The 22,277-nt window shown below is 73.7% G+C and carries 22 protein-coding genes; 2 read left to right on the top strand and 20 right to left on the bottom strand.

The annotated features are described in order from the left end of the window. Positions 1–2: 2 nt before the first annotated feature. The 9 genes from secF to pdxT all read right to left on the bottom strand — a co-directional run bounded on the left by secF (position 3) and on the right by pdxT (position 7,247). Complete coding sequence (gene secF / locus G8D98_RS02400; RefSeq protein WP_166098529.1) at positions 3–1,166, bottom strand: protein translocase subunit SecF; 1,164 nt, start codon at positions 1,164–1,166, stop codon at positions 3–5. Beyond that, positions 1,163–2,923, bottom strand: a complete 1,761-nt coding sequence (secD, locus tag G8D98_RS02405) for a protein translocase subunit SecD (protein WP_166098531.1) — start codon at positions 2,921–2,923, stop codon at positions 1,163–1,165. Before secD ends, secF begins: the two co-directional genes overlap by 4 nt. A 1-nt stretch (position 2,924) precedes the next feature. Beyond that, the gene (gene yajC, locus G8D98_RS02410) at positions 2,925–3,203 is read right to left on the bottom strand and encodes a preprotein translocase subunit YajC (RefSeq protein ID WP_166098533.1); all 279 of its coding nucleotides are present in this window, start codon (positions 3,201–3,203) and stop codon (positions 2,925–2,927) included. Between the two features lie 147 nt (positions 3,204–3,350). Continuing rightward, a complete protein-coding gene (ruvB, locus tag G8D98_RS02415) occupies positions 3,351–4,436 on the bottom strand; it encodes a Holliday junction branch migration DNA helicase RuvB (protein WP_229661728.1) in 1,086 nt (361 codons plus the stop codon). Positions 4,437–4,468: 32 nt separating this feature from the next. After that, positions 4,469–5,074, bottom strand: coding sequence for a Holliday junction branch migration protein RuvA (ruvA, locus tag G8D98_RS02420; RefSeq protein ID WP_166098539.1), 606 nt, complete (start codon positions 5,072–5,074; stop codon positions 4,469–4,471). After that, a complete protein-coding gene (gene ruvC, locus G8D98_RS02425) occupies positions 5,071–5,583 on the bottom strand; it encodes a crossover junction endodeoxyribonuclease RuvC (RefSeq protein ID WP_166098542.1) in 513 nt (170 codons plus the stop codon). Before ruvC ends, ruvA begins: the two co-directional genes overlap by 4 nt. 88 nt (positions 5,584–5,671) lie before the next feature. Next, positions 5,672–5,875, bottom strand: coding sequence for a class I SAM-dependent methyltransferase (locus G8D98_RS02430; RefSeq protein ID WP_205859672.1), 204 nt, complete (start codon positions 5,873–5,875; stop codon positions 5,672–5,674). Then, a complete protein-coding gene (locus G8D98_RS02435; RefSeq protein WP_166098545.1) occupies positions 5,872–6,630 on the bottom strand; it encodes a YebC/PmpR family DNA-binding transcriptional regulator in 759 nt (252 codons plus the stop codon). Before G8D98_RS02435 ends, G8D98_RS02430 begins: the two co-directional genes overlap by 4 nt. Continuing rightward, the gene (pdxT, locus tag G8D98_RS02440) at positions 6,627–7,247 is read right to left on the bottom strand and encodes a pyridoxal 5'-phosphate synthase glutaminase subunit PdxT (RefSeq protein ID WP_229661694.1); all 621 of its coding nucleotides are present in this window, start codon (positions 7,245–7,247) and stop codon (positions 6,627–6,629) included. Before pdxT ends, G8D98_RS02435 begins: the two co-directional genes overlap by 4 nt. 118 nt (positions 7,248–7,365) lie before the next feature. Here pdxT and kynU point away from each other — a divergent pair, with 118 nt between their 5' ends. Then, a complete protein-coding gene (kynU, locus tag G8D98_RS02445; RefSeq protein WP_187566786.1) occupies positions 7,366–8,604 on the top strand; it encodes a kynureninase in 1,239 nt (412 codons plus the stop codon). Between the two features lie 448 nt (positions 8,605–9,052). Here the strand turns inward: kynU and pdxS are convergent, their stop codons facing one another. From pdxS to pgsA, 5 genes are read right to left on the bottom strand one after another with little or no spacing between them, the layout of a single operon-like run. Further along, positions 9,053–9,961 (bottom strand): pyridoxal 5'-phosphate synthase lyase subunit PdxS, encoded by a 909-nt coding sequence (gene pdxS / locus G8D98_RS02450; RefSeq protein WP_166098552.1) that lies wholly within the window; start codon positions 9,959–9,961, stop codon positions 9,053–9,055. A 43-nt stretch (positions 9,962–10,004) separates the two neighbouring features. Continuing rightward, the gene (locus G8D98_RS02455; RefSeq protein ID WP_229661693.1) at positions 10,005–10,604 is read right to left on the bottom strand and encodes a hypothetical protein; all 600 of its coding nucleotides are present in this window, start codon (positions 10,602–10,604) and stop codon (positions 10,005–10,007) included. Then, a complete protein-coding gene (locus G8D98_RS02460; RefSeq protein WP_166098555.1) occupies positions 10,601–11,797 on the bottom strand; it encodes a glycosyltransferase family 4 protein in 1,197 nt (398 codons plus the stop codon). Before G8D98_RS02460 ends, G8D98_RS02455 begins: the two co-directional genes overlap by 4 nt. Further along, entirely contained in the window at positions 11,794–12,735 is a 942-nt protein-coding gene (locus G8D98_RS02465; RefSeq protein WP_229661692.1) for a phosphatidylinositol mannoside acyltransferase, read from the bottom strand. Before G8D98_RS02465 ends, G8D98_RS02460 begins: the two co-directional genes overlap by 4 nt. Further along, on the bottom strand, positions 12,732–13,346 hold the full coding sequence (gene pgsA / locus G8D98_RS02470) for a phosphatidylinositol phosphate synthase (protein ID WP_166098557.1): 615 nt from the start codon (positions 13,344–13,346) through the stop codon (positions 12,732–12,734). Before pgsA ends, G8D98_RS02465 begins: the two co-directional genes overlap by 4 nt. A 142-nt stretch (positions 13,347–13,488) precedes the next feature. Between pgsA and G8D98_RS02475 the strand changes: the two genes are divergently transcribed. Continuing rightward, positions 13,489–15,594 carry an elongation factor G gene (locus G8D98_RS02475; protein ID WP_166098560.1) on the top strand — a complete coding sequence of 702 codons (2,106 nt, stop codon included), beginning with the start codon at positions 13,489–13,491 and terminating at the stop codon, positions 15,592–15,594. Between the two features lie 6 nt (positions 15,595–15,600). On the opposite strand, the gene G8D98_RS02480 is transcribed toward G8D98_RS02475, so the two are convergent. The 6 genes from G8D98_RS02480 to G8D98_RS02505 all read right to left on the bottom strand — a co-directional run bounded on the left by G8D98_RS02480 (position 15,601) and on the right by G8D98_RS02505 (position 22,277). Then, a complete protein-coding gene (locus G8D98_RS02480) occupies positions 15,601–16,140 on the bottom strand; it encodes an HIT family protein (protein ID WP_166098562.1) in 540 nt (179 codons plus the stop codon). 52 nt (positions 16,141–16,192) lie between these two features. After that, complete coding sequence (locus G8D98_RS02485; RefSeq protein ID WP_166098564.1) at positions 16,193–16,657, bottom strand: GNAT family N-acetyltransferase; 465 nt, start codon at positions 16,655–16,657, stop codon at positions 16,193–16,195. Between the two features lie 60 nt (positions 16,658–16,717). Continuing rightward, positions 16,718–17,542, bottom strand: coding sequence for a polyphosphate kinase 2 (gene ppk2, locus G8D98_RS02490; protein WP_166098943.1), 825 nt, complete (start codon positions 17,540–17,542; stop codon positions 16,718–16,720). A gap of 426 nt (positions 17,543–17,968) precedes the next feature. Beyond that, a complete protein-coding gene (gene thrS, locus G8D98_RS02495; RefSeq protein WP_166098567.1) occupies positions 17,969–19,948 on the bottom strand; it encodes a threonine--tRNA ligase in 1,980 nt (659 codons plus the stop codon). A gap of 116 nt (positions 19,949–20,064) precedes the next feature. Continuing rightward, positions 20,065–20,922 (bottom strand): MaoC family dehydratase, encoded by an 858-nt coding sequence (locus G8D98_RS02500; RefSeq protein WP_166098571.1) that lies wholly within the window; start codon positions 20,920–20,922, stop codon positions 20,065–20,067. Positions 20,923–20,924: 2 nt separating this feature from the next. Further along, positions 20,925–22,277, bottom strand: a complete 1,353-nt coding sequence (locus G8D98_RS02505) for a 3-oxoacyl-ACP reductase (protein ID WP_166098573.1) — start codon at positions 22,275–22,277, stop codon at positions 20,925–20,927.

Here is a 22,277-nt window from a genome sequence, read left to right on the forward strand (position 1 = left end):
GCTCAGCGCTTGGACCTGGGGGTGCGCTTGGGCTGGTTCCGCGGCCCGGAGCGCGCGTACTCGTGCACTGCCCGTCCGGTGAGGGTCGAGCCCTCCTCCCGGGTGGCCGGGGTGCTCGGCAGGGCACCGGCCGGCACCGGCGCGTCCCCGGAGACGGGGGCCGCGTGCTCGGCGTCCTTGGCCACCTTGGCCTGGTGACGCAGCGCCTTCTTCTCGAGCTCGACGACGGCCGCGTCCTTGCGTCGCAGGGTCACGAGGAACGGCGTCGCGATGAAGATCGAGGAGTAGGCCCCGACGAGGATGCCGACGAACAGGACGAGCGAGAGGTCGAGCAGCACGCCCGGGCCGAGGAAGACCGAGCCGACGACGAGGACCGCCGAGATCGGCAGCAGCCCGATGACGGTGGTGTTGATCGAGCGCACCATCGTCTGGTTCACCGCGAGGTTCGCGGCCTGGGCGTACGTGAGGCGTCCGTTGGCGAACGCTTGGTTGGTGTTCTCGCGGACCTTGTCGAAGACGACGACGGTGTCGTAGAGGCTGTACCCGAGGACGGTGAGGAAGCCGATCATCGTCGCCGGGGAGACCTCGAAGCCGACGAGCGCGTAGATGCCCACCGTGATCGCCAGGTCGTGGGCCAGGGCGAACAGGGCGGCCGCGGCCATCTTCCAGTTGCGGAAGTAGATGCTCAGCATGAGCACGACCGCGACGAGGAAGATCACGAGCGCCCGCAGCGCCTGGGCGCTCACCGACGCCCCCCAGGAGGGGCCGATGAAGGTGGCGCTCACGTCCTCCTCGGGGACCTCGAAGGCGTCGGCGAGGGCGGAGCGCACGCTCTGGGAGTCGGTGTCGGAGAGCCGTTCGGTCTGCACCCGCACGGTGTCGGTGCCGACGAGGGTGACGTTCACGCCCCGCTGGTCCTCGGCCGCTCCGACGGCCTCGCGGGCGGTCTGCTCGTAGTCCTGGGGTGCGCTGCTCGTCGCGACCCGGAACTCCGACCCGCCCCGGAACTCCAGGCCCAGGTTGAGCCCCTGGGTGGCCAGGCCGAGCACGGCGACGAGGAAGAGGGCGAGCGAGCCGAGGTAGAACCTGCGGCGGTGGGCGACGACCGCCACCGAGCGCCGGCCCGTGTACAGGTCGTTGCCGAGCTGGGCGAACGAGGCGCTCATGCGCGGCTCCCTTCGGTCTCCCGCAGGGCGGGCGTCGGGGTGAACCGTCCACGACCCGCGTAGCGCATGCTCTTCGCCCCGAGCCGAGAGGGGTCGAGACCGGAGAGCCGGTGCCCGTCGCGGAAGAACGGTACCCGGGTCAGGAGGGTGAGCAGGGGGTGGGTGAACCAGAAGACGACGAGCACGTCGATGACCGTCGTCAGGCCGAGGGTGAACGCGAAGCCCCGCACGCTCGAGCTGGCCAGCAGGTAGAGCACGAGGGCGGCGAGGAGGTTGACGCCGTCGGCGATCAGCACCGTGCGCTTGGCGCGGTTCCACCCGGTCTCGACGGCGCTCGCGAGCGAGCGCCCCTCGCGCAGCTCGTCCCGGACACGCTCGAAGTAGACGATGAAGCTGTCGGCGGTGAACCCGATGGCGACGATGAGCCCGGTGACGCCGGCCATGTCCAGGCGGTAGTTCTGTGCCCAGCCCAGGACGGTGATCGTCAGGTAGGTGAGCAGGCCGGCGACGAGGATCGAGCTGATCGTGACGAACCCGAGCATCCGGTACTGCCCGAGCGAGTAGACGACGACGAGCAGCAGCCCGACGAGCCCGGCGAGGAAGCCGTAGCGCAGCTGCTCGGAGCCGAGGGTCGGGCTGATGTCGACGCTCGACTGCTCCTCGAAGGAGAGCGGCAGCGCGCCGAACTTCAGCTGGTCGGCGAGGGCCTTGGCCGACTCGAGGGTGAACCCGCCGGTGATGCTCGCCCGGCCGTTGGGGATGGCGCTGTCGAAGCGCGGGGCGACGATGACCCGGGAGTCCAGGACGGTGGCCAGCTCGTTGCGCGGCTCCTCGAGGCCCACCATCGTGCGGCTGATGTCGGCGTACTCGTCGGCGCCCTCGCTGTTGAAGGTCAGCGCGATCTCGACGGTGCTCGTCACCGTGCCCTGCTGGTTGGTCTGGTACCCGGCGGTGGCGTCGGAGATCTTGTCGCCGGAGACCGCGACCGGGCCGAGGATGTACTTCGCCGAGCCGTCCGAGGAGCACGTGACGAGCGGCTTGTCGGGGTCGTCGACGAGGTCGTCGAGGGCCTTCTGGTCCGAGCAGTCCAGGTCCTGGTAGGCCTGCTGGACCTTGTCGGTGACCCAGGCGAGGTCGGTGGGGTCGCTCGGGGTGTCCGAGTCGCCGCTCGAGCTCGGGCTCGGGGAGCTCGAGGCCGTCGTGGACGGTGAGGGCGAGTCCTCGGTGAGCGCCTCGTTGAGCGCGCTGTTGTTCGTCGAGGACGAGCTGGGCGCCGGGGAGGCGGTGGCCGTCGGGCTCGAGGAGGCCGAGCCGCTCGCCGTCGGCGAGCTCGAGGAGGACGGGGTCTCGGTCGGCTCCGGGACCCCGGAGGTCACCGCGAGCACGGGCCGGAACTGCATCTGCGAGGACTGCTTGATCGCGTTGCGGACGGCCTGGCTGGGGATCTCGGGGATGCTCACGACGATGTTGCGGTCGCCCTGGGTGGTGACCTCGGCCCCGGAGACACCGCCGGCGTCGACGCGCTGGACGATGATGTCGCGCGCCTGCTCGATCTGCTCGGCGGAGACGCTCTGCCCGCCGGTGGTCTTCGGCTCGAGGATGATCTGGGTGCCGCCCTCGAGGTCGAGACCGAGCTTCGGGGTGGTCTGACCGTCGCTCCACAGGACCGAGCCGGCGAGCAGGGCGCCGAGGGCGAGGGCCAGGACGCCCAGCGCGACGAGCGAGCGTCGGGCGACGGTGCGGGGTGCCGACGCCACGTCAGGAGCCCTCGCCGACGCGCATGCCGATGGCCCGGCGGTCGAACCGCAGGCTCACCCCGTTGCCGACGTCGAGGGTGGCGACCGTGTCGTCGAGGGCGGTGACCGTGCCGTAGAGCCCGGAGGTGGTGACGACCTCCTCCCCCACCTGCAGGGAGGACTGCAGCTGCTGGACCTGCTTCCCGCGCTGGCGCTGGGTGAAGAACATCCAGACGAGCAGGAGGAACGGCAGTCCCAGGATGAGCAGGTAGGCGAGGCCGGAGCCGGAGCCGTCAGACATCGGTGTGTGGTCCTTCGAGGCGGGCGTTCCGCACGTGGCGAGCAGTGGTTCGGCCCGGACGCACCGGGCCGAGGACCCACTCTAGGCGAGAGCCGGACACCTCACCAACGACGCGGGGCGCGCCCGCGTGCCCGGCTCGGGTCGGCATCAGCCCTCGAGGCGGCCCGGCCCGTCGTCCGCGAGCGGCAGCGCGGCCTGCTGCGGCGCGTCGACCGGAGGGGTGAGCCCGAGATGCTGCCAGGCACGGGCCGTGGCCGCCCGCCCCCGGGGGGTACGGGACATGTACCCCTCACGCACGAGGTAGGGCTCGGCGACAGTCTCGACGGTGTCGGCCTCCTCGCCGACGGAGACCGCGAGGGTCGACAGGCCCACCGGGCCGCCGCCGAAGCGCCGGCACAGCGCCTGCAGGACCGCGCGGTCGAGGCGGTCCAGCCCGGCGTCGTCGACGTCGAAGAGGGCCAGCGCCTCGCGCGCGGCGTGGTGGTCGACGTGCCCCTCGCCGTGCACCTGCGCCCAGTCGCGCACCCGGCGCAGCAGGCGGTTGGCGATCCGTGGGGTGCCGCGCGAGCGTCCGGCCACCTCGGTGATCCCCGGCTCGTCCGCGTCGACCCCGAGCAGCCCTGCCGAGCGGTGCAGGATCGTCACGAGGTCGGTGGTCTCGTAGAAGTCCAGGTGGCCGGTGAAGCCGAACCGGTCGCGCAGTGGCGCGGGCAGGAGGCCGGCGCGGGTGGTGGCGCCCACGACCGTGAACGGGGGCAGCTCGAGCGGGATCGCGGTGGCCCCCGGCCCCTTCCCGACGACGACGTCGACCCGGAAGTCCTCCATGGCCAGGTAGAGCATCTCCTCGGCGGAGCGGCTCATCCGGTGGATCTCGTCGAGGAAGAGCACCTCGCCCTCGTCGAGGCTCGACAGGACGGCGGCGAGGTCGCCGGCGTGCTGGATGGCGGGGCCGGAGGTGACCCGGATGGGGCGCTCGAGCTCGGCGGCGACGATCATCGCCAGCGTCGTCTTGCCGAGCCCGGGCGGACCCGACAGCAGCACGTGGTCCGGCGGGGTCCCGCGCCGCCGGGCGGCCTCGAGCACGAGCCCGAGCTGGTCGCGCACCCGGGGCTGGCCCGGGAACTCCGCGAGGCGCCGCGGGCGTAGCGCGGCCTCGACGACCCGTTCGTCCTCGGTGCCGGCCGCGTCCACCACCCGGGCGGTGGCCTCCGGGGGGTCCCCCGCCTCGCGAATCTCGCTGCGGAACCCGTCGCGCCGGTCGGCGCTCACCGGCGCAGCTCCCGAAGGGCCAGCCGCAGGTAGGCGGAGACCTCGGCGTCCGCCGGGGCCTGCGCCGCCGCCCGTTCGACGGCCTCACCGGCCTGCTTGCTGCTCCAGCCGAGGCCGACGAGCGCCTCGGCCACCTGCTCCCGCCAGGGCTCGCCGGCCGCGGCCGGCACCGCTGTGGCGGCCGGTGACCCGGGGGCACCGAGCGCGGCGACCTTCTCGCGCAGCTCGAGCACGAGCCGCTGGGCCGACTTGGCGCCGACCCCGGGGATCGCCGTGAGCGCCTTGGTGTCACCCGCGGCGAACGCGCCCGCGAGCTCGTCCGGCCCCATGACCGAGAGCATGGCCAGCGCGAGCCGGGGCCCGACGCCGGAGACGGTCTGCACGGTCTCGAACATGTCGCGCTCCGCACCGCCGGAGAACCCGTAGAGGGTGAGCGAGTCCTCGCGCACGACGAGGCTGGTGGCGAGGAGGGTCTCCTGCCCGCGGCGGCACGCGGCGGCCGTGGCCGGGGTCGTGTGCACGAGCATCCCGACCCCGCCGACCTCGACGACGACCCGGTCGAGCCCGACGTGACCGACGACCCCGCGCACCGAGGCGATCACCGGCTGCCCCCCTCGGCGAGGACGGCCAGGCGGGCGCTCGCCGCACCGCGCCAGGCGTGGCAGATGGCCAGGGCGAGGGCGTCGGCGGCGTCGGCGGGCTTCGGGGCGGCGTCGAGGCCGAGGATGCGGGTGACCATCGCTGCGACCTGGGCCTTGTCGGCCCGGCCGCTGCCGGTGACCGCCGCCTTGACCTCGGTCGGGGTGTGGAAGACGGCCGGGATGCCCCGGCGCGCGGCGCCGAGCAGGGCGACGGCGCTGGCGTGCGCCGTCGTCATCACGCTCGCCACGTTGACGTCGGCGAAGACCCGCTCGACGGCGACGACCTCTGGCGCGAACCGGTCGAGCCACTGGTCGAGCTCGCGCTCGAGGTAGAGCAGCCGCTCCCCCGGCTCGGCGCCGCTCGGCGTGCGCACCACGCCGACGGCGACCATCGCCGCTCGCCCGGGCCGGCCGTCGACCACGCCGAGGCCGCAGCGGGTCAGGCCGGGGTCGACACCGAGGACGCGCACGGGAACTCCTGGGACGGGGGTGTAGAACACGTGTTCGGCTTCGAGGTTACGGGAGCCGGCCGGCGGCTCCCGCCACCGACACGCCCGGTCAGGGCAGCGCGACCGCGGGGAGGAGCGAGAGCGTGCCGGTGCCGCAGCCGAGGTCGGCCACGGCGGCCGGAGCCGGTGGCGGCGCGTAGCGCAGGAGCTCGCGCCACGCCTCGCGGACCGTGGGGTCGGCCAGGCCGTGGTCGGCGGCCTCGTCGAAGGTCGCGGCCTCGGCGTCCCAGAGGGCCGGGTCGGCCGAGCTCACTCCTCGGCGTCGAGCTCGGCGAGGACGTCGTCGGGGATGTCGCCGTTGGCGAAGACGTCCTGGACGTCGTCGGAGTCCTCGAGCGCCTCGATGACCCGGATCATCTTCTTCGCGCCGTCGAGGTCGAGCGGCACCTGGAGGTTCGGGACCCAGGACGCCTCGGCCGAGTCGTAGTCGACGCCCGCCTCCTGCAGGGCGCTCCGGACGGTCACGAAGTCGCTCGCCTCCGAGACGATCTCCCAGGTGTCCCCGTTGTCGTTGACCTCCTCGGCGCCGGCGTCGAGGACGATCTCGAGCAGCTCGTCCTCGGACTTCTCGCTCTTGGGCACGATGACCACGCCCTTGCGGTCGAAGACGTAGGACACCGACCCGGGGTCGGCGAGCTGCCCCCCGTTGCGGGTGAGCGCCGTGCGCACCTCGGCCGCGGCCCGGTTGCGGTTGTCGGTGAGGCACTCGATGAGCACGGCCACGCCGCCGGGGGCGTACCCCTCGTAGGCGATGGTCTCCCAGTCGGACCCGCCGGCGGTCGCACCCGAGCCCCGCTTGACGGCGTTGTCGATGTTCGAGTTGGGGACCGAGGACTTCTTGGCCTTCTGGATCGCGTCGTAGAGCGTCGGGTTGCCCGCGGGGTCGCCGCCGCCGGTGCGCGCGGCGACCTCGATGTTCTTGATGAGCTTGGCGAAGAGCTTGCCGCGCTTGGCGTCGATCGCCGCCTTCTTGTGCTTGGTGGTCGCCCACTTGGAGTGGCCGCTCATGAACGCTCCCTCAGACTCTCTCTCACGATGTCGGCGAACAGCCGGTGCACCCGGTGGTCTCCGGTCACCTCGGGGTGGAAGGACGTGACCAGCAGGTTCCGCTGCCGCGCGGCGACGATCCTACCCGTGGCCGGCCCGTGCTCGACCCGCGCCAGGACCTCGACCGTCGGCCCGGCCTCCTCGACCCACGGAGCCCGGATGAAGACCGCACGCACCGGCTCGCCCCCGAGCTCGCGGATGTGGAGGTCCTCCTCGAAGGAGTCCAGCTGGCGCCCGAAGGCGTTGCGGCGCACGAGGATGTCCATCCCCCCGAGGGTCTGCTGGCCGGGGGCGCCGTCCGCGAGGCGGTCGGCGAGCATGATCATCCCGGCGCACGAACCGTAGACCGGCAGGCCGGCCGCGATCCGCTCGCGCAGGGGCTGCTGGAGCTCGAAGACCCGCACGAGCTTGTCCATGGTCGTCGACTCGCCACCGGGGACGACGAGACCGTCGACGGCCTCGAGCTCGCTCCTACGGCGCACGGTGGTCGCCCTCGCCCCGCCGCGCTCGAGTGCCTGGAGGTGCTCGCGCACGTCGCCCTGGACGGCGAGGACTCCGATGGTCGCGGTGGTGGTCACGCCCGCCGACTCTACGGCGTGCCGGGGGGTGGGCCAGATGCCGCGCCCCGCCTGTGCACCCGCTCGGTCGAGCCGGCGCTCGCTCGACCGCCCCCGCCCGCGCGCTACCGTCGCCACCATGACCTCCGCGCTGACCGAACGGGCCCGCGCGCTCGACGCCGAGCACGCCGCCACCGACCTGCGCGGCCGCTTCCGCCTGCCTGCCGAGGTGGTCTACCTCGACGGCAACTCCCTCGGCGCCCTACCCGTCGGGGTCGCCGAGGCGGTCTCGGACGTCGTGCAGCGCCAGTGGGGCAGCAGGCTGGTCGCCAGCTGGAACGAGTCGGACTGGTGGGGTGCCCCCACCCGCGTCGGGGACCGGGTCGGCGCGCTGGTCGGCGCGGACGAGGGCCAGGTCGTGTGCACGGACTCGACGACGGTCAACCTCTACAAGTGCGTCGTCGCGGCGGCGCGGATGCGGCCGGGGCGGCGGGTCGTCCTCACCGACCCCGGGTCCTTCCCCACCGACCTCTATGTCACCGAGGCGGCCGCGCGCGACCACGGGCTGACCGTCGAGCGGGTCGCGCCGCCGCAGGCCCCGGCCCGGATCGCCGAGCTCGGCGACGACCTCGTCCTCGCCGCGTACAGCTCGGTCGACTACCGCACCGGCGAGCTGTGGGACCTGCCTGCCGTCACGAGCGCCGCCCACGCGGTGGGCGCCCTCGTGTGCTGGGACCTGTGCCACTCGGCCGGGGTGCTCGACGTCGCGCTCGACGCCCATGGGGTCGACCTCGCGGTCGGCTGCGGCTACAAGTACCTCAACGGTGGGCCCGGAGCGCCCGCCTTCCTCTACGTCGCCCGGCGCCACCAGGAGGCCTTCGACCAGCCGCTCGCGGGATGGAACGGCCACGCGCGGCCGTTCGCGATGGCCCCCGACTACGCCCCGGCGCCGGGGGTGGCGCGCGGTCGGGTGGGCACTCCCCCGATGCTGTCGATGCTGGCGCTCGAGGCGGCGCTGCGCACGTACGACGCGGTGACGGTCGCCGATCTGCGCGCCCGGTCGGTCTCGCTCACCGGGTTCTTCCTCGAGTGCCTCGACGCGCTCCTTCCCGAGGTCGAGGTCGCGACGCCGCGCGAGCCCGGCCGCCGCGGTTCTCAGGTCAGCCTGCGTCACCCGGCGGCGTACGAGGTCGTCCAGGCGCTCATCGCCCGGGGCGTCGTCGGCGACTTCCGCGAGCCGGACATCGTCCGGCTCGGGTTCGCGCCGATGTACCTGACCCACGCCGACGTCCTCCGGGCCGCCGAGCAGCTGCGCGCGGTGCTCGACGGGCGCGAGCACGAGCGCCCCGAGCACGCTGCCCGCCCCACCGTCACCTGAGCCACAACTTTCCCTCCGGCTGCCGGAACCTTCAGTGAGCGGCCCCTTGAATGCGGCAGGTCGCTGAAGGTCCCGGCAGGTGTGCGACGGCGGCGAAGGTTCCGGCAGGTGGCTGAAGGCTCTGACAGATTTGCGACGGCGGCGAAGGTTCCGGCAGGTCGCCGAAGGTTCCGGCAGGTGTGCGACGGCGGCGAAGGCTGGCGACGGCGCCAGGGGCTGTCCGAGGGTGCAGCGGCCGGCCGAGCGAGCCGGTGGCACCGGCGCGTCGGCGTCCTGCCGGAACCTTCAGTGAGCGGCCCCTTGCATGCGGCAGGTCGCCGAAGGTTATGGCAGGTGGCTGAAGGTTCTGACAGGTGGCTGACCGCGCCGGCAGGTGGCTGAAGGTATCGGCAGGTAAGTGACTGGCTGCGGGCGCCGGCGGCCGACGGACGTCGCCCCGCGGGCGCAGCTACCAGCCGCGCTCGGCGAGCCGGTGCGGCTGCGGGATGTCGTCGACGTTGATGCCGACCATCGCCTCGCCGAGGCCCCGCGAGACCTTCGCGACGACGTCGGGGTCGTCGTGGAAGGTCGTCGCCTTGACGATGGCCTCCGCCCGCTGCGCCGGGTTGCCCGACTTGAAGATGCCCGACCCGACGAAGACGCCCTCGGCGCCGAGCTGCATCATCATCGCGGCGTCGGCGGGGGTCGCGATGCCGCCCGCGGTGAAGAGGACGACGGGCAGCTTGCCGGTCTCGGCGACCTCGCGCACGAGGTCGTGGGGCGCCTGGAGCTCCTTGGCCGCGACGTACAGCTCGTCGGGCTCCATCGAGCGCAGCCGGTTGATCTCAGCGCGCAGCGTGCGCATGTGCGTCGTCGCGTTCGAGACGTCGCCGGTGCCCGCCTCGCCCTTGGAGCGGATCATCGCCGCACCCTCGGTGATCCGCCGCAGCGCCTCGCCGAGGTTGGTCGCGCCGCAGACGAACGGCACGGTGAAGGCCCACTTGTCGATGTGGTTGGCGTAGTCGGCGGGGGTGAGCACCTCGGACTCGTCGACGTAGTCGACCCCGAGGCTCTGGAGCACCTGCGCCTCGACGAAGTGCCCGATCCGGGCCTTGGCCATGACCGGCACCGAGACGGCCTCGATGATCGAGTCGATCATGTCCGGGTCGCTCATCCGGGACACGCCGCCCTGTGCCCGGATGTCGGCCGGCACCCGCTCGAGGGCCATGACGGCGACCGCGCCGGCGTCCTCGGCGATGCGCGCCTGCTCGGCGGTGACGACGTCCATGATGACGCCGCCCTTGAGCATCTCGGCCATCCCGCGCTTGACGCGCGTCGTGCCGGTGCCGGAGGTGGGGGCGGTCTGCTGCTCGGTCATGGTCGCGATTGTAGGTCGGGCGGGGCGGGCCCGGCGGAGGCGGTCATCGGCCGAGGGCGGCCGGGACCTCGTCGTCGAACTCCACCCGCTCCGGCAGCCCCGCGTGCCCGGCGAGCCGGAACCACCGCACGGCCCGCTTCGCCCGCACCCGCCGCACCTCGCGCACCGCGTCGTTGTGGAAGCGGCGCGCCATGCGCACCCGCAGCGCGCTGGCCCCGATCCGCTCGAGCGCCTCCTCGACGAGCTCGTCGCCCTCGGCCCGCAGCCCGGTGACGAGCTCGTCGGTCAGCGTCAGGGAGAGCACCTCGGTCAAGGTGGCCTCGACCTGCTCGCGACCCCCGAAGTGCTGGCCGTCGAGGAGGTCCTCGGCGAGCGGGTGCTCGGTGGTCCGTTCGATCGACTCGGTCGCCGCGTCGGTGAGCAGCAGGGCGGTGGCCGGGTCGAGTGCGCCGCTCGTCGCGAGCTCCAGCGTGGCCTCCGCCCGGCGGACGAGCTGGGCGTCCAGCGCGGACATCGCCCCCTCGACCTTGGTGTGCAGCCGGTCGAGGCGGGCCGCAGCGTAGGAGAGGTACCAGGCCGCGGCGATGAGCGCGATGACGAGGAAGGTCGCGACCTGGAGGACGTCGATGTCGAGACCGCTCACGACCCGCCTCCCCCGGTGCCGGGCACGCTGCGCACCAGCCGGTTCCACAGGGTGCGCGGGGCGGGGTCGGGCACCTCGGCGTGGGCGCCGGCCAGCACGGTCTCGTAGACGGCCATCACCTGGCCGGAGACGCGGGACCAGTCGAAGGCCCGTGCCCGCTCCCGCCCGGCCGCCCGCAGCGACGCGCGGCGGGCGCCGTCGCCGAGGAGCGCGGTGAGGGCCGCCGCCAGAGCGGAGGGCGACCCCGTCTCGAAGGTGACGCCGCACCGGCCCCCGTCGAGGACGGCGACGAAGGCGGACAGGTCGGAGGCCACGACCGGGGCGCCCGCGGCCATCGCCTCGACGAGGACGATGCCGAAGCTCTCGCCCCCGAGGTGAGGCGCGACGTAGGCGTCGACCGAGCGCAGCAGGGTCGCCTTGTCGGGGTCCGAGACCGCACCGAGGACGGTCGTCGCCGCGCGGGCCCGCGGGTCGGCGCGGCGCAGCAGGTCCTGCGCGTCTCCCGGCCCGGCGACGAGCAGCCGCGTGCCGGGATGGCTCTCGAGGACGGCCGGCAGGGCGCGCAGCAGCACGTCGAGGCCCTTGCGGGGCTCGTCGACCCGGCCGAGGAAGGCCAGCGTCGGCGCCGAGGGCCGCCCGGTCCACGCCTCGCGCGCCGGGGCCGCGCCGAACCGGTCGACGTGCACCCCGTTCGGGACGATGTACGTCTCGCCCCCGAGGTGGCTGCGCACCGTCCGGGCGGCGTCCTCGGAGACGGCGATCCGGCCACGGATCTTCTCCAGCGACGGCCGAAGCAGCGGGTTGGCGGCGTGCATCGCACGGGAGCGCACCGTCGAGGTGTGGAACGTCGCCACGACGGGGTCCTCCGCCGCCCACAGCGCCATCAGCGAGACCGACGGGGTCACCGGCTCGTGGAGGTGGACGATGTCGAACCGCCCGCCCTCCAGCCAGCGGGCGACCCGGGCCGAGGTCACCGGCCCGAAGGTCAGCCGGGCCACCGAGCCGTTGTACCGCACGGGCACCGCCCGGCCGCACGACGTGAGGTACGGCGGCAGGTCGGCGTCGTCGTCCGCCGGTGCCAGCACGGAGACCTCGTGGCCCTGGGCGAGGAAGACCTCGGCGAGGTCGCGCACGTGGAACTGCACCCCGCCGGGCACGTCGAAGGAGTACGGGCAGACCATCCCGACCCTCATCGGCCGACCCCCGCCCGCGCGAGCCGCTCCTCGTCGAGGTCCTCGAGGAAGACCCGCTGGAGCATGTGCCAGTCGGCCGGGTGGCTGCGGACGGCCGCGCCGAGGGCGTCGGCGCACTGCTGGGTCATCGCGAGGACCTTCTCGCGGGTCGCACCGGTGCTCGGGACGGCGACCGCGGGGTGGAAGGTGATGACGATGCCCCAGCCGCGCCCCCGCCGCTCGTGGCGGATGGACACCGGCACGAGCGGCCGGCGCTCGGCCAGCGCCAGCGCGGCCGGCCCGGGGGCCATCCGGGCCGGGCGGCCACACAGGTCGACGGTGACGCCGTGGTGGGTGAGGTCGCGGTCGGCGAGCAGGGGGATCAGCCCGGGCCGGCGCGCGGCCTCCCGCAGCGCCGGGAAGACCGCGGGCCCTCCGGTCAGCGGCAGGATCGTCATCCCGAGACCCTCCCGGAAGGCGAGGAACTCCTCGAACACCTCCTCCGGCTCCAGCCGCTCGGCCACCGTCGTCACCGGCGCGAGGTGCACGCTCGCCCAGGCGCCGGCCAGGTCCCAGTTGCCGAGGTGGCCGAGGAAGCAGACGAGCGACCCGCCCGCGTCGAGCACCTCGCGCACCGGCCCGTCGCCCTCGGGCCGCACACGGGCCGCGAGCTCCTCGGGCCCCAGCTCCGGCAGCCGGAACGCCTCGCAGTAGTAGCGCAGGTAGGCGCGCATGCCCGCCCGGGTGAGGGCGTCGAGCTCGTCGCCCGCCAGGTCGGGGCGCACGCGGGCGTAGTTGGCGCGCAGGGCTCGCGCCCCGCCGCGGGCGACCGTGAGGTCGGCGAGGCCGTCGAAGGCCCGGTAGGCCAGCCCCTCGGGCATCCGCCGCACCGCCCCCCAGCCGAGCCGGTACGCGGCCAGCGTCCCGGCGTCGGTCAGCCGGCGGGGCAGCGACCTCACGCGGGACCCAGGGCCTGGCGACGCACCTCGAGGATCCGCTGGACGACGGTGACCAGGCTCGCGAGCGCCAGGAGCGCCAGGACCGTGCCGAGGAAGCCGGTGGGGATGTCGAACCACCCGGTGAGGCCGGTGGCGACGAGGACCGCCACGAGCCGGTCGGCACGCTCGGCGATGCCGACGTTCGCGGTCATCCCGAGGCCCTCGGCGCGCGCCTTGGCGTAGGACACGACGCTGCCGAGGATGAGGCAGGCGAGCGCGAGCGCGGCCATGTAGGCGTTGCCGCCGTCACCGGAGTACCACAGGACCAACCCGCCGAAGATCGCCGCGTCACCCACCCGGTCGAGGGTCGAGTCGAGGTAGGCCCCCCAGCGGCTCGAGCGGCCCGTGCGTCGCGCCATGATCCCGTCGACCGTGTCGGAGAAGACGAACGCGGTGACCACCAGGGTGCCGACGAGGAACTCGCCGCGGGGGTAGAACGCCAGCGCGCCGGCCGCCACCCCGATCGTGCCGATGACGGTCACGACGTCCGGGCTCACCCCGAGCCGGACGAGGAAGGCGGCCACCGGCGTGAGCAGCTTGGTGAAGAAGGCACGGGCGTATCGGTTGAGCATGGTGCTCGCCAGCGTAGTGGGACCGCCGCGCGGGCCGCGTGAGCCGGGCCGGGCGCGGCGCTCGCGGTGGGGTGGCGCAGGTCTCCCGGGCGTGGGGGTGCGTCCCCTTGTGTGCCGTCGCGGCGTGGAGTTGATTGGGGTCATGAGCAGCGCAGCCACCGCCCCCGTCGTCGCCGACCCCCGTCGGCTCCGCACCGTCCTCCTCGTCGGCCCGAGCGGCGCCGGCGCCTCGCGGCTGTTCGACCGGGTGGTCGACACCCTGGCCCCCGGCCGCAGCACCCGGGCCCGAGGGGACGCGGCGGTGGGCCTGCGGGCGGCGACGCTCGAGCTCGGGGAGGTGGTGCTGACCCTCCTCGACGCCCCGGGCAACCCCGACTTCGTCGGGCAGGTGAGGGCGGGTCTGCGCGCTGCGGACGCCGCCCTCTTCGTCGTCTCGGCCGCCGACGGTGCCGACGCGCACTCGCGCTCGCTGTGGCACGAGTGCGCACTCGTCGGCATGCCCCGCGCCGTCGTCGTCACCCAGCTCGACGCGCGCGACGCCGACTTCACCGCGACCCTGGAGGACTGCCGCGCGCACTTCGGCGCCGGCATCCAGCCGCTCGGGGTCCCCGTCACGGGGCCGGACGGGCAGGGCACCTCGATCGCCGACCTGCTCCTCGGCGAGATCCACGACTACGACGGCGAGCGGCGCACCGTGCGCCCGGCAGGCGCCGAGCACGCGGGCGCCTTCGACACCCACCGCCCCGGCCTCGTCGAGGGGATCATCGAGGAGTCCGAGGACCCCGACCTCATGGACCGCTACCTCTCCGGGGAGGAGCTGGACTTCGCCACCCTCGAGCGTGACCTGCTCCAGGCGGTCGCCCACGGCAGCTTCCACCCCGTCCTGCCGGTCTCCGGCGAGACCGGCGCCGGCGTCGACGTGCTCCTCCACCTCCTCGAGGCGGCCTTCCCGCACCCCGGCCTGCGCCCGACGCCCTCGGTGACGGCGGTGGGCGGCGGCGAGCCCGTGGAGGTCACCCCCGACCCCGACGGTCCGCTCGTCGCCGAGGTCGTCCACACGGCGTCGGACGCGTACGTCGGGCACCTGTCCCTGGTGCGCGTGTTCTCGGGGACGCTGCGTGCCGACCGGCCGGTGCACGTCTCGGGGCACCTCGACCTGCTCGAGGGCCCCACCGGCGAGGGGCACGAGGCCCACGACGAGGACGTCCGTCCGGGCTCGCTCGCGGCGCCGCTCGACGGTGAGCTGCTGCCCAAGGACTCCGCCGTCGCGGGCGAGGTCGTCGTCGTCACCAAGCTCGCCGGCGCGCAGACCTCCGACACCCTCTCCGACCCCGCCCGACCGCTGCTCGTCACCCCGTGGGCGCTGCCGGACGCCCTCCTGCCGGCCGCCGTGCAGGCCGTGACCCGCGCGGACGAGGACCGGATGCCGGTCGCCTTCCACGAGCTGGCGGCGGAGGACCCGGCCCTGCGGATCGAGCACGACCCGGAGACCGGGCAGGTCGTGCTGTGGACGACCGGTCCGGCACACCTCGAGCTCGTCCTGCACCGGCTGCGGGAGCGGTTCAACGTCGGCGTCGAGCAGGTGCCGGTCAAGGTCGCGCTCAAGGAGACCGCGGTGGCCCGCGCCGAGGCCCAGGGGCGGCACGTCAAGCAGTCCGGCGGCCACGGGCAGTACGCGGTCTGCCAGCTGGTCGTGGAGCCGCTGCCCCGCGGTGCCGGGGTCGAGTTCACCGAGGTGGTCGTCGGGGGCGCGGTGCCGCGGCAGTTCATCGGCAGCGTCGAGAAGGGTGTCCATGCCCAGCTCGCCAGGGGCCTGCTCGCCGGGTGGCCGGTCACCGACGTGCGGGTCACCCTCACCGACGGCAAGGCACACAGCGTCGACTCCTCGGACATGGCCTTCCAGACGGCGGCGGGCCTCGCGCTGCGCGAGCTCGCCTCGCCCGCGACGATGTGCCTGCTCGAGCCGGTCGACACCGTGCGGGTCACCCTCGACGACGAGTACCTCGGCGCGGTGATGACCGACATCGGGACCCGCCGCGGGCAGATCATCGGCTCGGAGCCGGACCAGGAGGAGGGCCGCTCGGTCCTCGAGGCGGCCGTCCCCCGCCTGGAGCTGCTCGACTACGCCGTCGCCCTGCGCTCGCTGGCCCACGGCACCGGCACCTTCCACCGTGAGCCGCGCGGCTACGAGCAGCTGCCGGAGCGGATCGCCCGCCAGCACCTGGCCGCGCAGCCCGCGCCGGCGTAGCGCCGCTCAGGCGGGCCAGTGCTCGCTGAGCCGGGAGCGCACGTCCTCGAGCAGCATCGGCAGGGCCTTGGTCCGGGCGATGATCGGGAGGAAGTTGCTGTCGCCGCCCCAGCGCGGGACCACGTGCTGGTGCAGGTGGGCGGCGACCCCGGCGCCGGCGACCTCGCCCTGGTTCATCCCGAGGTTGAACCCCATCGGCGCCGAGGCCGCCTCGAGGGCCCGCACGGCGCCCTTGGTCAGCGTGGTGAACTCGGCGGTCTCCTCGTCGGTGAGGTCGACGTAGCGCGCGACGTGCCGGTAGGGGCAGACGAGGACGTGCCCGGGGTTGTACGGGAAGAGGTTCATCACGACGTAGCAGTGCTCGCCGCGGTGCACGACGAGCCCCTCCTCGTCGCTCTTGCCCGGTGCCGCGCAGAAGGGGCAGCCCTGCCCGGGGTCGGGGTCGGGGCGCTCGCCGTGGATGTACACCATCCGGTGGGGCGTCCACAGCCGCTCGAAGCCGTCCGGATCGCCGACGAAGTCGGCCGGGTCCTCGAGGTCGGGCATGCCTCGATCCTAGGACCGGGGCCGCGGGCGCTCGCGGCGGCCGGCGCGCTCCTTACGGGTCCGGGTCGAGCCGGTACTCCATGAACCGGTCCGAGGCCGGCCCGAAGCCGAGCCGCTCGTAGAGCGAGCGCGCCTGCGGGACGGCGTGCAGCTGGATGCGTGTCACCCCCTCGCCCCGCGCCCACCGCAGCAGGGCCCGCATGAGCTGCTCGCCCGTGCCCCGGCCGCGGGCGTCGCGCGCGACGAAGAGGAGGCTGACGTGGAACCACGCCTCGGCGCCACGGTGGGCGCTCGGCAGCTTCTGGACGCGCGTGCCGTGGACCACCCCGACGGGCCGGCCGCTCGCCTCCTCGGCCAGCCACGTCCGGCGGGCCCGGTCGCGCAGCCACGCGTCGGCGAAGGCGTCGAGGAACCCCGCGGGGATGGTGCTCGCCAGCTCCCGCTCGTGCTGGATGTGCAGGGCGCCCACGGAGAAGGCGTCCCGGGGCTCGGCGGCTCGCACGACGACGCCTTCCATGGCCCGAGCATGGCACGCGGGCGCCCGTCGCGGGCCGCTTCGCTCGGCGGCCCGGCACGCTCAGCGGTGGTCGGGCTGCCCCTGCGCCTGTGCGGCAGCGGCCCTCTCGACCTCGGCGGCATGGTCGGGCACGAGGGTGGACTCGTTGCGGGGCGGGCGCTCGTAGCCCTTGGTCGCCGGACGCGGCGGCACCTCGACCGGCTCCCGTTCGATCGGCTCCCACGGGACCTGGGCGAGCAGGTGGGAGATCATGTTGAGGCGTCCGCGGCGCTTGTCGTCGGACTCGACCTCGAACCACGGCGCCTCGGGGATGTCGGTGTGCACGAACATCACGTCCTTGGCGCGCGAGTAGTCCTCCCATCGGGTGATCGAGGCGACGTCGTTGGGGCTGAGCTTCCAGCGTCGCATCGGGTCCTGTGCCCGGGAGCGGAAGCGCTTCTCCTGCTCGGTGTCCGAGACGCTGAACCAGTACTTCAGGAGGATGACCCCGTCCTCGACGAGCATCCGCTCGAAGATCGGCGCCTGGTGGAGGAAGCGGTGGTACTCGGCGTTGCTGCAGTAGCCCATGACGTGCTCGACGCCGGCGCGGTTGTACCAGGAGCGGTCCATGAGGACGATCTCGCCGGCCGCGGGCAGGTGCGGCACGTAGCGCTGGAAGTACCACTGGGTGCGCTCGCGCTCGGTCGGCGAGGGCAGCGCGACGATGCGCGCGATCCGGGGGTTGAGGTACTCGGTGACGCGCTTGATCGTCGAGCCCTTGCCGGCGGCGTCGCGCCCCTCGAAGACGACGACGATCCGCGCTCCGCGCGCCCGCACCCACGCCTGCATGTCGACCAGCTGGGCCTGCAGGCGCTTCAGCTCGCGCTCGTAGAGCTTCTTGTCCATCCGTGCGACCACCGGTGGCTCCGTCCTGGGGGGTGTCGAGGACCGTCACCGTACGCCGTCGCCGCCCGCACCGGGCACGCACATGGGTGAGGCCCCGGGAAGTATGAGTTCCCGGGGCCTCGTCGACACGCTGTGATGACTCGCGTCTCACGGACCGACATCCGGTCGCCACCACCGTCATCACCCGGTGGCTCCTCACGGCAGAACCGCGAGGCCTGGCGTCCTTCGCCTTTCCGATCCCTCCACCACCGAGGTGGTGAAGTGACTTATTTCTATCCCCGTTCGTGGTGTCGCGCAAGAGCTTTGACGAAGCACTTTGGCCGCGCGGGGCCCGTGTCGGCGTGTCGTCGGCGTGTCGTGTGACTGGCGTGACCGTCGCTCACGAGGTGACCCCGGCGTCTCGCCATCCGGACGCCGGCCTCCGGGTCAGACCTGGGTCTTGGCGCGGATCGCGCCGAGCACCTCCTGCACGGCCTCCTCGACGGGCACGCCGTTCTTCTGCGACCCGTCGCGGTAGCGGAAGGAGACCGCACCGGCCGAGCGGTCCTCCTCCCCCGCGATGAGGACGAAGGGCACCTTGGACTTGCTCGCGTTGCGGATCTTCTTTGGGAAGCGGTCGTCGCTCTCGTCGAGCTCGAACCGCACCCCCTCGGCCGCCAGCCGCTCGCCGACCTCGCGCAGGTAGGGCTCGAACTCCTCGGCGACGGGGATGCCGAGGACCTGGACCGGCGCGAGCCACGGGGGGAAGGCGCCGGCGTAGTGCTCGACGAGGACGCCGACGAAGCGCTCGATCGAGCCGAACTTCGCCGCGTGGATCATCACCGGCTGCTGGCGGGTGCCGTCGGCGGCCTGGTACTCCAGCCCGAAGCGCTCCGGCTGGTTGAAGTCGTACTGGATGGTCGACATCTGCCAGGTGCGCCCGATGGCGTCCCGCGCCTGCACCGAGATCTTCGGGCCGTAGTACGCCGCCCCGCCCGGGTCGGGCACGAGCTCCAGCCCCGAGGCGACGGCGACCTCCTCGAGCACGCGGGTGGCCTCCTCCCACTGGGCGTCCGAGCCGATGAACTTCTCCGGCTTGCTGTCGTCCCGGGTGGAGATCTCCAGGTAGTAGTCCTCAAGCCCGAAGTCGCGCAGCAGCGAGAGGACGAACTCCAGCAGGTGGCCGACCTCGGCCGGTGCGTCCTCCTTGGCCACGTAGGAGTGCGAGTCGTCCTGGGTGATCATCCGCACCCGGGTCAGGCCCGAGAGGACACCGGACTTCTCGTCACGGTAGACGGTGCCGAACTCGAACAGCCGCAGCGGCAGGTCCCGGTAGGAGCGCCCCCGCGAGCGGTAGATGAGGTTGTGGATCGGGCAGTTCATCGCCTTGAGCCGGTAGCTCTGACCGTCGAGGTCCATCGGGGGGAACATGCCGTCGGCGTAGTACGGCAGGTGCCCCGAGGTGTAGAAGAGCTCCTCGCGCGAGATGTGGGGGGTGCCGACGTAGGAGAACCCCTCCTCGATGTGCCGGCGACGGACGTAGTCCTCCATCTCGCGCTTCACGACGCCACCCTTGGGGTGGAAGACAGGCAACCCGGCGCCGAGCACCTCGGGGAAGGAGAACAGGTCCAGCTCGGCCCCGAGCCGGCGGTGGTCGCGCCGCTCGGCCTCGGCGAGCCGCTCGAGGTAGGCCTTCAGCTCCTCCTTGCTCGGCCAGGCGGTGCCGTAGATGCGCTGCAGCTGGGGGTTCCTCTCCGACCCGCGCCAGTAGGCCGCCGCGCTGCGCATCAGCTTGAAGGCGTTGCCGAGCACCTTCGTCGAGGGCACGTGCGGGCCACGGCACAGGTCCCCCCACGCCACCGTGCCGTCCTTGCGCACGTTGTCGTAGATGGTCAGCTGGGAGCCGCCGACCTCGACCGACGCCCCCTCGGCCGCGTCCTCAGCCGCCCCGCCCTTGAGGCCGATGAGCTCGATCTTGTACGGCTCGGCGGCGAGCTCGGCGGCCGCCTCCTGGTCGCTCACCTCGCGACGACGGAAGGTCTGCCCCTCGTTGACGATGCGCTGCATCGTCTTCTCGAGGGCCTTGAGGTCCTCCGGGGTGAACGGGGTCTCGACGTCGAAGTCGTAGTAGAAGCCGTCACGGACGGGGGGGCCGATGCCGAGACGGGCGGAGGGGTTGACCTGCTGGACGGCCTGGGCCAGGACGTGGGCGGCGGAGTGCCGCAGCACCTCGAGGCCGTCCTGCTCGGCGGCGGTCACCGGCTCGACAGCCTCCCCGTCGTGGGCGGCGAGGTGCAGGTCGCGCAGCTCGCCGTCGACCCTGGCCACGAGCACGCCCCGCTGGTCCTCGAACAGCTCGCCGTACGTCGTCCCCTCGGCCACCGATCGCTCGCTTCCGGCGACGTGGACGGTGATCGGGGCGGGCATGCGGGTGCTCCTCGGTGATGGTGGGTGGTGCGCCGGTGGCCCGGCACCCCCACGATGCTATCGAGGCCCCGCGGGCCACGTCGCCGCAGTTCCCCCGACCGGGCCCGCGGCGGATGTCACGCCCGGCTCTCGAGTGTGAGGACGAGGTGTGTCCTCGCGGGGTCGGTGCGCTCGCGCAGGCCGGCGAGCCGCCCGTCCTCGTGCCGTCCGAGGACGAGCTCGACGGTGCTCGGCAGGTACACGGGCGCCGTGAACCACACGCGGCTGCTCGAGGGCCCGAGCGAGCCCCGGCCGAGCGCGGCGAGGGTGCGGGCGTAGGTCCACATGCCGTGCGCGATGTGCCGACGGAACCCGAGGGCGCGCGCCGTGAGCGGGTGCAGGTGGATGGGGTTGACGTCACCGGAGACCCGGGCGTACTCCCGGCCGAGCCCCGCCGGCAGCCGCCACACCCCGGCAGGCGGTCCCTCGGGCAGGTCCGGTGGCGTCTCGCCCCTCGGGGCGTCCTCATGGCCCGCTCCGCGCGCGAGGTAGACGCTGTCGCACTCCCAGACGAGCTCGTCCCCGACGCGGGCCTCGAGCCGCACCGCCAGGGTCCGGCCCCGACGGTGCGGGCGCAGCTCTCCCGCACGGGCCTCGAGGGTCAGGGGCTCGGCGGCGTCCATGGGCCGGTGGGTGGTCACCCGGTTCTCCAGGTGCACCATGCCCGGAAGGGCGAGCGGGAAGTCCGGACGCACCATGAGAGCGGTCTGCACCGGGAAGGCGAGGACCCACGGGTAGGGCTGCGGGACGGTGTCGGAGACGTCGTGGCCGGTGAGCCGCTGGTAGGCGGCGAGCCGGTGGCGGTCGATGCGGACGTCCTCGACCCGCAGGGTGCGCTCGGGCACCTCCTCGCCCGAGCGTCCACGCGCCGTCAGGGCGGCCCGGGCCAGCAGGGGCCCGGTGGCGGGCAGCCCGCCCAGGGTCTCGGTCGGCATCCTCACGCCCCGAGCAGGCTCTGGCCGCACACCCGCAGGACGTTGCCCGAGACCGCGGACTGGGCGTCGGCCGCGAAGTAGGCGATGGTCTCGGCGACGTCGACCGGTAGGCCGCCCTGGGCCAGGCTGCTCAGCCGGCGGCCCACCTCCCGGGTGGCCAGCGGGATCCGCGCGGTCATCTCGGTCTCGATGAACCCGGGGGCCACGGCGTTGACGGTGACGCCCCGGCGGCGTAGCCCGGGGTCGCAGGAGTAGCCGTCGACGAGGCCGATGACGCCCGCCTTGGACGCCGCGTAGCTGCTCTGCCCCCGGTTGCCGGCGATGCCGGCGATCGAGGAGACCAGGACCACCCGACCGCCGTCGCGCAGCCCGTCCTTCGCCAGCAGCGCCTCGTTCATCCGCAGGATGGAGAGGAGGTTCACCTGGAGGACCGAGCCCCACCGGTCGGCGTCGGTGTTCGCGAGCAGCTTGTCGCGCGTGATGCCGGCGTTGTGCACGACGACGTCGAGGCCGCCGTGGCGGGTGCGTGCGTGGTCGAGGATGCGCGCGCCGGCGTCCTCGCTCGTGACGTCGAGCTGGAGGGCGGTCCCGCCGACCTCGTTGGCGACCTGCGCGAGCTGGGCCCCGGCGGCCGGCACGTCGACGCAGACGAGCGTCGCGCCGTCGCGTGCCAGGGTGCGGGCGATGTCGGCGCCGATCCCACGGGCGGCCCCGGTGACGACCGCGACCTTGCCCGTGAGGGGACCCTCGGGGCTCTCGGCAGCGGTGTCGACCTCGGCGTCGCCGACCCGCACGACCTGCCCGTCGACGTAGGCCGAGCGGGCCGAGAGGAAGAAGAGGACCGTGCCGAGAGCCGCGGCCTCGTGACCGTCGCCGGTGAGCACGAGGTTGGCCGTGGCTCCCTCGCGCAGCTCCTTGGCGACCGAGCGGGTGACCCCCTCGAGGGCACGGCGGGCCGCGCGCTGGGCGGGCGATCCCGCGCCTCGCGGGTCCCGTCCCACGACGACGACACGGGCACAGCGCCCCAGACGCCGCAGGGCCGGCGCCAGCGTGGCCCGCAGCGACTCCAGGTCGGCCGGCGTCTCGGCGGCGGTCAGGTCGAGGACCACGCCCCCGAGCCGTTCCTGCTCGGGAGGCGTCTCGGTCAGGCTGACCCCCGCGGCGGTCAGCCCGCCGCGCAGCGCCGTGACCGCCGGCGTGTCACCGTGCCCACCGACGAGAACCTGGCCCTCGGTGACCGGCTGGCCCGGGGTGTACCGGCGCAGCGGCACCGGCCGGGGCAGCCCGAGGCTCGTGGCGAGCCTCGCCCCCACCCCGGTGTTGACGAACGCGGTGTACCGGTCGGAGCGGGCCAT

The sequence above is a fragment of the Phycicoccus endophyticus genome (assembly GCF_011326735.1).
Classification (GTDB): Bacteria; Actinomycetota; Actinomycetes; order Actinomycetales; family Dermatophilaceae; genus Phycicoccus; species Phycicoccus endophyticus.

Excerpts from the sequence above, each read along its gene's own strand:
- secF (WP_166098529.1), bottom strand. The coding sequence starts at position 1,166 with ATGAGCGCCTCGTTCGCCCAGCTCGGCAACGACCTGTACACGGGCCGG.
- yajC (WP_166098533.1), bottom strand. The coding sequence starts at position 3,203 with ATGTCTGACGGCTCCGGCTCCGGCCTCGCCTACCTGCTCATCCTGGGA.
- G8D98_RS02435 (WP_166098545.1), bottom strand. The coding sequence starts at position 6,630 with ATGAGCGGCCACTCCAAGTGGGCGACCACCAAGCACAAGAAGGCGGCG.
- kynU (WP_187566786.1), top strand. The coding sequence starts at position 7,366 with ATGACCTCCGCGCTGACCGAACGGGCCCGCGCGCTCGACGCCGAGCAC.
- pdxS (WP_166098552.1), bottom strand. The coding sequence starts at position 9,961 with ATGACCGAGCAGCAGACCGCCCCCACCTCCGGCACCGGCACGACGCGC.
- G8D98_RS02460 (WP_166098555.1), bottom strand. The coding sequence starts at position 11,797 with ATGAGGGTCGGGATGGTCTGCCCGTACTCCTTCGACGTGCCCGGCGGG.
- pgsA (WP_166098557.1), bottom strand. The coding sequence starts at position 13,346 with ATGCTCAACCGATACGCCCGTGCCTTCTTCACCAAGCTGCTCACGCCG.
- G8D98_RS02475 (WP_166098560.1), top strand. The coding sequence starts at position 13,489 with ATGAGCAGCGCAGCCACCGCCCCCGTCGTCGCCGACCCCCGTCGGCTC.
- G8D98_RS02480 (WP_166098562.1), bottom strand. The coding sequence starts at position 16,140 with ATGCCCGACCTCGAGGACCCGGCCGACTTCGTCGGCGATCCGGACGGC.
- G8D98_RS02485 (WP_166098564.1), bottom strand. The coding sequence starts at position 16,657 with ATGGAAGGCGTCGTCGTGCGAGCCGCCGAGCCCCGGGACGCCTTCTCC.
- ppk2 (WP_166098943.1), bottom strand. The coding sequence starts at position 17,542 with ATGGACAAGAAGCTCTACGAGCGCGAGCTGAAGCGCCTGCAGGCCCAG.
- thrS (WP_166098567.1), bottom strand. The coding sequence starts at position 19,948 with ATGCCCGCCCCGATCACCGTCCACGTCGCCGGAAGCGAGCGATCGGTG.
- G8D98_RS02500 (WP_166098571.1), bottom strand. The coding sequence starts at position 20,922 with ATGCCGACCGAGACCCTGGGCGGGCTGCCCGCCACCGGGCCCCTGCTG.
- G8D98_RS02505 (WP_166098573.1), bottom strand. The coding sequence starts at position 22,277 with ATGGCCCGCTCCGACCGGTACACCGCGTTCGTCAACACCGGGGTGGGG.